Annotated in this window: 6 protein-coding genes and 1 pseudogene; 3 read left to right on the plus strand and 4 right to left on the minus strand. The window is 69.4% G+C overall.

Annotated features, from left to right (window positions below):
- Positions 1–170 precede the first annotated feature (170 nt).
- Positions 171–899, plus strand: coding sequence for an SDR family NAD(P)-dependent oxidoreductase (locus tag ACIRVK_RS32405; RefSeq protein ID WP_404253394.1), 729 nt, complete (start codon positions 171–173; stop codon positions 897–899).
- A 30-nt stretch (positions 900–929) separates the two neighbouring features.
- Here ACIRVK_RS32405 and ACIRVK_RS32410 read toward each other — a convergent pair whose 3' ends face one another.
- Both ACIRVK_RS32410 and ACIRVK_RS32415 read right to left on the minus strand, forming a co-directional pair.
- Positions 930–2,471, minus strand: coding sequence for an MFS transporter (locus tag ACIRVK_RS32410; protein ID WP_404253396.1), 1,542 nt, complete (start codon positions 2,469–2,471; stop codon positions 930–932).
- 196 nt (positions 2,472–2,667) lie between these two features.
- Positions 2,668–2,985 carry a hypothetical protein gene (locus ACIRVK_RS32415; RefSeq protein WP_404253398.1) on the minus strand — a complete coding sequence of 106 codons (318 nt, stop codon included), beginning with the start codon at positions 2,983–2,985 and terminating at the stop codon, positions 2,668–2,670.
- 294 nt (positions 2,986–3,279) lie between these two features.
- On the opposite strand from ACIRVK_RS32415, the pseudogene ACIRVK_RS32420 reads away from it, so the two are divergent.
- Both ACIRVK_RS32420 and ACIRVK_RS32425 read left to right on the plus strand, forming a co-directional pair.
- A pseudogene (locus ACIRVK_RS32420) lies at positions 3,280–4,344 on the plus strand (arabinofuranosidase catalytic domain-containing protein); the annotation flags it as partial.
- A gap of 184 nt (positions 4,345–4,528) precedes the next feature.
- Entirely contained in the window at positions 4,529–4,939 is a 411-nt protein-coding gene (locus tag ACIRVK_RS32425) for a hypothetical protein (RefSeq protein ID WP_404253400.1), read from the plus strand.
- Between the two features lie 15 nt (positions 4,940–4,954).
- Here ACIRVK_RS32425 and ACIRVK_RS32430 read toward each other — a convergent pair whose 3' ends face one another.
- Entirely contained in the window at positions 4,955–5,104 is a 150-nt protein-coding gene (locus tag ACIRVK_RS32430) for a hypothetical protein (protein WP_404253402.1), read from the minus strand.
- 97 nt (positions 5,105–5,201) lie between these two features.
- Positions 5,202–6,089, minus strand: an 888-nt coding sequence (locus ACIRVK_RS32435; RefSeq protein ID WP_404253404.1) for an RNA-guided endonuclease InsQ/TnpB family protein, incomplete at its 5' end; no start/stop codon positions are given.

Raw genomic sequence — 6,089 nt, forward strand, 5'->3', positions numbered from 1 at the left:
GTCAACCTGGCTCGGTGAACGGGGACTTGAGCAGGAGAGGGGACTTCGCGAAGAGGCAGGTCCCCTGCTCGTATCCGATCCGCCCGCCTCTCGTGGCATACGCTTCCTCGGCGGGGTGAGCGCCGCCGTGGCGTTCGTCAGGTTGTCGTGGGCGAAGGGATGGCGTGATCGTGAGTCGTATCCTGGTGACCGGTTCCGCGGACGGACTGGGACGCGCCGCGGCCGACGCCCTGCTGTCCGCCGGACACGAGGTGGTGGTGCACGCCCGCAACCAGCGGCGCGCGGGCGGACTCGACGCGCTGGTCGGCCGTGGGGCCCACCTCGTGGTGGGCGACTTCACGGAGCGGGACGCCGTACGGCGGATCGCCGCCGAGCTGAACGACGCTCGGCCGCTCGACGCCGTCATCCACAACGCCGGGGTGTGGAGCGGGCCGGCGGTCATGCCGGTGAACATCGTCGCGCCGTACCTGCTCACCGCCCTGCTGCGCGGGCCGCGTCGGCTGGTGTACCTCAGCAGCAGCTCGCACTTCGGCGGGCACCCCTCGTCGCTCGACCGGGTCGACTGGCGGGGCAGGAGCGCGGGCTCCTACTCCGACAGCAAGCTGTTCGTCACGACGCTCGCCGCCGCGGTGGCCCGTCTGCGGCCGGACGTGCTGAGCAACGCGGTCGACCCGGGCTGGGTGCCGACCAAGATGGGCGGACCGGGCGCACCGGACGATCTCGAGCAGGGCCACCGGACGCAGGAGTGGCTCGCGACGAGCGACGAACCCGAGGCCCTGACCACCGGCGGGTACTGGTATCACCGCGCACAGGCCCAGCCGCATCAGGCGGTCCACGACGAGGCGTTCCAAGGCCGTCTCCTGGAGGCACTGGCCCAGGAGACGGACACCGAGCTGTGACGGCCGGCCCCCCGTTCCCGCCAGGAGTCCCTACGACGTCGTCGTCGAGGAACGCCGGACCGAAGTGCCGTACAGCTCCCTGGACGTGGAGATCAGTTCCCGCTGTTCCTCGCGGGAGCCGACCATGGGGCGGGATCCGTTGAGCGGGACCTGTGCGGTCTCCGGCAGGAACTTCACGGTCGCCAGGCCGATCACGCCGGCCAGCATCAGGTAGTAGGCCGGCATCAGGTCGTCACCGGTGGCGTTGACCAGCGCCTCGGTGACCAGCGGGGTGGTACCGCCGAAGGCCGCGACGGCGATGTTGAAGCCGATGCCCATCGCCGCGTAGCGGACGGCCGTCGGGAACAGGGCCGGCAAGGTCGCGGCGCTCGGTGCCGCGAAGCAGGCCAGCAGCGTGGAGAGGACCAGGACACCGAGGATGGGCGGCCAGGTGCCGTGCGCCTTGATCAGCAGGAAGGACGGCACCGCCAGCAGGATCATCGCCGCGGCGGAGAATCCGTACACGGGCCGCCGGCCGACGCGGTCGCTGAGCCGGCCGATGAAGGTGATCAGCAGGACGATCCAGACCATGCCGATCAGCACCAGCAGATCGGCCGAACCGCTGGACCGTCCGAGGGTCTCCGTCTGATAGGTCGGCAGGAATCCGGTCACCATGTAGTTGGTGACGTTGTACAGCAGCACCAGGCCCATGCAGATCAGCAGCGGACGCCAGTGCCGCGTGACGATGGTCTTCAGCTCGCTGCCCGCGGACGCCTGGGCGAGTCCCTGTTCGTGCTCGTCCAGTTGCTGCTGGAAGGCGGGCGACTCCTCCAGCCTGAGTCGCATGTACAGGCCGATGACGCCGAGCGGACCGGCGATCAGGAACGGCACGCGCCAGCCCCAGCTGAGCATCTGCTGGTCGCTCAGCGCCACATTCAGCACGGTGACCAGGGCGGAGCCCAGCGCGTAGCCGACGAAGGTGCCGAAGTCGAGCCAGCTGGAGAGGAAGCCCCGTCGCCGGTCCGGGGAGTACTCGGCGACGAACGTGGTGGCGCCCCCGTACTCGCCGCCGGTGGAGAACCCCTGCACCATGCGGGCCACGAGCAGCAGGATCGGCGCGGCGATGCCGATCGTCGCGTAGCTGGGGATGAGGCCGATGGCGAACGTGCCGAGCGCCATCATGATCATGGTGGTGGCGAGGACCTTCTGCCGGCCGAGCCGGTCCCCGAGCGGGCCGAAGACCAGTCCGCCCAGGGGCCGGACGACGAAGGCCGCCGCGAAGGTGGCGAAGGAGGAGACCACTTGGGCTCCGGGAGACGCCCCGGGGAAGAAGACCTTGCCGATGGTCGCGGCCAGATAGCTGTAGACGCCGAAGTCGAACCATTCCATGCAGTTGCCGAGCGCGGAGGCGCCGACCGCGCGGCGCAGCAGCGGAGGTTCGACGACCTGGACGTCGTCGGGACGGAAAGCCCGTTTGTTCCGCCTCAGCCTGCGGGCGAGTTCGTCGCGCACCTGCCTGGGCAGTTCCGCGACCGTTCCCCGTGTCCTCGCCTGTCCCGGTTCTGACCTTCCGTCGGGTAGGGCTTGGGCCACGTTGCCACCTTCTTCCGGACCGTGCGTTTTCCCGGGTGCGAATACCACGGCGGGTGTGGACACCCCGCCACCTCACGCTGCTGCCCCTGATCACGCGAGTCACACGTACCTCGTCCGCGATCGTGACGAACTGGTCCGCAACGTGGTTTGCTCCGCAAAGCCGGACGCGTGGTGTGACCGCCCCGGCCCGGCCGTCTCAGCTGTCGGAGTCGATGCCGGTGACGACGGTCGGCCCGAGCGGTGCGCTGCTCTCGTCCAGGCCTGCGGCGCTCAGGGCGGACTCCGCGAGGCGCCGGGCCTCCCGTTCGGCCCCAAGGCGGTCGGCCGCGTCGATCCTGAGGCGGACCGTGAAGGTGCCGTCGTCGTTCACGGTGAGGGCGTCGAGATCCTCCTCGTCGCCGATGTGGGTGCCATGCGGGTCCACCGGCCGCAGCGCGCGGGCGAGCTCGGTCCGCGTTCCGTGCCCGAGTTCGCCGGTGAACGTGCCGGGCACCGAGATGATGTACGTGGTCATGCGTTCCTCCCTCGGTCCTCCGTCGCGTACCCCGGTTCGCCGCCAAGATCCCCACGTCAATGAATCGCGCGCCAGCCATTGACGTTTGGCGTGGGCTTCCTATCATCCTGAGAGTCCGAAGTTCCGAGCAATGTTCGGTATGACGAACACGCTTCATCGCGAGCTCCGCTCCACCCGTCCCAACGTGATGGTGAGACCGCCGACCCCGTCCTGCGGAGTTGTCATGCGCACGTCTTTCGCATGGCCTCAGTGAGACCGGCCGCCGGGCACACCCCCCATCGAAGGAGTTCACCCATGACCCTCCGCCCATGGTCACGCTCCCTGCGGCGCACGCTCCTCACCGCCTCAGCGGCCTCCGCGCTCGGCGTCGGCCTGCTCACCGGCACCGCCCCGGCCGCGCCCGCCGCCACCTCGCTGCCGTGCGACCTCTACGCCGCCGGCGGCACCCCCTGCGTCGCCGCGCACAGCACCACCCGCGCCCTCTACGGCTCCTACAACGGCCCGCTCTACCAGGTGCGCCGCGCCTCGGACAACGCCACCCGGGACATCGGCGTCGTCAACGCGGGCGGGGTCGCCAACGCCGCGGCGCAGGACTCGTTCTGCTCGGGCACGACCTGTCTGATCACCGTCATCTACGACCAGTCGGGCCGCGGCAACCGCCTCACCCAGGCACCTCCGGGCGGCTTCTCCGGGCCGGCCGCGGGCGGTTACGACAACCTGGCCAACGCGACGGCCGCCCCGACCACGGTCGGCGGGCACAAGGCGTACGGCGTCTACGTGGCCCCCGGAACCGGCTACCGCAACAACAGCACCAACGGCGTCGCCAGGGGCGACCAGGCGGAGGGCATGTACGCCGTCCTCGACGGCACGCACTACAACGGCGGCTGCTGCTTCGACTACGGCAACGCCGAGACCAACAGCCGGGACAACGGCAACGGCACCATGGAGGCCATCTACTTCGGCAACATCAAGGTCTGGGGCTACGGCTCCGGCAACGGCCCCTGGATCATGGCCGACCTGGAAAACGGCCTGTTCTCCGGGGCCAACCAGCACTACAACGCGGGCGATCCGTCGATCAGCCACCGCTACACGACCGCCGTCATCAAGGGCGGAGCGAACCGCTGGGCCATCCGGGGCGGCAACGCGCAGTCCGGCTCCCTGTCCACCTTCTACAACGGCGTACGCCCCAACGTGTCCGGCTACAACCCGATGAAGAAGGAGGGCGCCATCATCCTCGGCATCGGCGGCGACAACAGCCATGGCGCGGCCGGCACCTTCTACGAGGGCGTGATGACGTCCGGCTACCCGTCGGACGCCACCGAGAACGCCGTGCAGGCCAACATCACGGCAGCCGGCTACGGGAGGTAGCCGACTTCCCCGCGCAACGCCCGAACGGTCGCGGCTCGTTGAGGAGCGAGCCGCGATCCTCGTGGGCGTACCGTGCTCGACCTTTTCGAACGTCGTCGAAAAGGGTGACGGGCGTCGGCCGACCGCCGCAGACTCCTGGGGACCGATTCGTCCGGTGACAACCCAGGGGGAGCACATGCGCAAAAAGGATGCGGCGAGCACGGGCGCCAGGGCGAGGAAGATCGGCACGCTGCTGGCCGCCACGGCGCTCACCGCAGGGCTCGGGGTGGCGACCGCGCCCGCCGCGGCCGCCGCCAGTCCGTGCTGGACCAACGGCGACAACAAGTGGTGGTGCTACAACGTCTCCGGCGCCCCGGTGTACGGCTGGGTCGGTGACAACCACCAGTACCCGGACCCGCACACCGTCGTCGGTTACATGTACTCCAACCCGAGCTGGTTCTGGTGCAAGGAAGACGACCAGGCCTGGGTGGGCGGGCCGCACTCCACCCGCTGGGAGATGACGATCGCGGACAACGGGCAGCTCGGCTTCATGAAGGACACGGCGATCTCCAGCGAGACCGACCCGCTGCCCGACTGCTACCAGTAGTGCTCCCTGCGGCGTTCAGGGCTTGAGGCGATCGGTGGCGAACGCCGCGGCCGACCAGGCCGTGAGCGCCGCCGCCAGGCCCCAGACCACGGCAAGCGCCCGGCCGGCGCCGACGTCGCCGCGGCCGAGGAAGCCGATCCGTTCGACCTGGACCAGCCAGAACACGGGGTCGAGGTGGCTCAGAAAGTCCCAGAACGGCGGCAGTTGGTGGACCGATTGAAGCTCTCCCCTCCCTTCGCAGGCTCAGGAGGGGGATTCCTGTCTACCTTGCGGCGACAGGTTTGACGGTTTTACCCGCCCTGCGACCGCGCCTTCCGGCGGCCGGGACCTCCACGATGACGTGGCCGATCCAGTACAGGTGCACGATGTTCCTCGCCGCGTTCCAGTCGGCGTTCGCCGTCCAGCCGCAGTCGGGGTTCTTGCAGGAGAACAGTTGTTGGCTCTCTCGGCTGCCGGGGGTGGTCAATCCGCAGGCTGAGCATCGCTGGGAGGTGTGCGGGGCGGGGACCTTGACGAGCCGGCCGCCCAAGCGGGCGCTCTTGTACGCCAGCATCGTCACGGTCCGACCCCACGCCTCCTGGGCGATGGAGCGGTTGAGTCCGGCCTTCGCCCTGGCGCCGTTGCGCAGGAACTCGCCCTCGTTGTCGGGGTCGGGCTTCGGCTCGGGGGCTTTGGTCATGCCGAGGATGTTGAGCTGTTCGACCACCAGCACGCCGTAGGTGCGGGTGAGATAGGTAGTGGTCTGGTGCTGCCAGTCGAGGGCTCGTCGCGTGGCTTTTGCTCGGAGCTGCCTGATCTGGTCGTAGGTGTGCTGCAACCGGCGGGAGGTCTTCTCCCCGCGCTTGCGGGACGTCTTGCGGTGCGCGGCCTGCCGCTCCAGCGTGAGGAGCTTGGCCTTCTCCTTCGGGTTCAGCCACTTGTCCCGGTCGGCGGTGCCATCCGGAAGTCGAGGCGGGCGCCCGTGGTCCTGGTGGTCCTTATTGGACAGGGCCAGGGGAATGGTGACTCCGGCGTCGATGCCGACCTCAGGCCCCTGGTGGGGTTCGGGGGCGCGGTCGAGGGTCTGCACGCGGAAGGCGATGTGCCAGCCGTTCGCTTCCTTCACGAGGCGGGCGCCGGTGATGCGGTTCTCCTTGTCCGCCCTCTTCCC

It is taken from the genome of Streptomyces sp. NPDC101152, from assembly GCF_044768275.1.
In the GTDB taxonomy this organism is placed as follows: Bacteria; Actinomycetota; Actinomycetes; order Streptomycetales; family Streptomycetaceae; genus Streptomyces.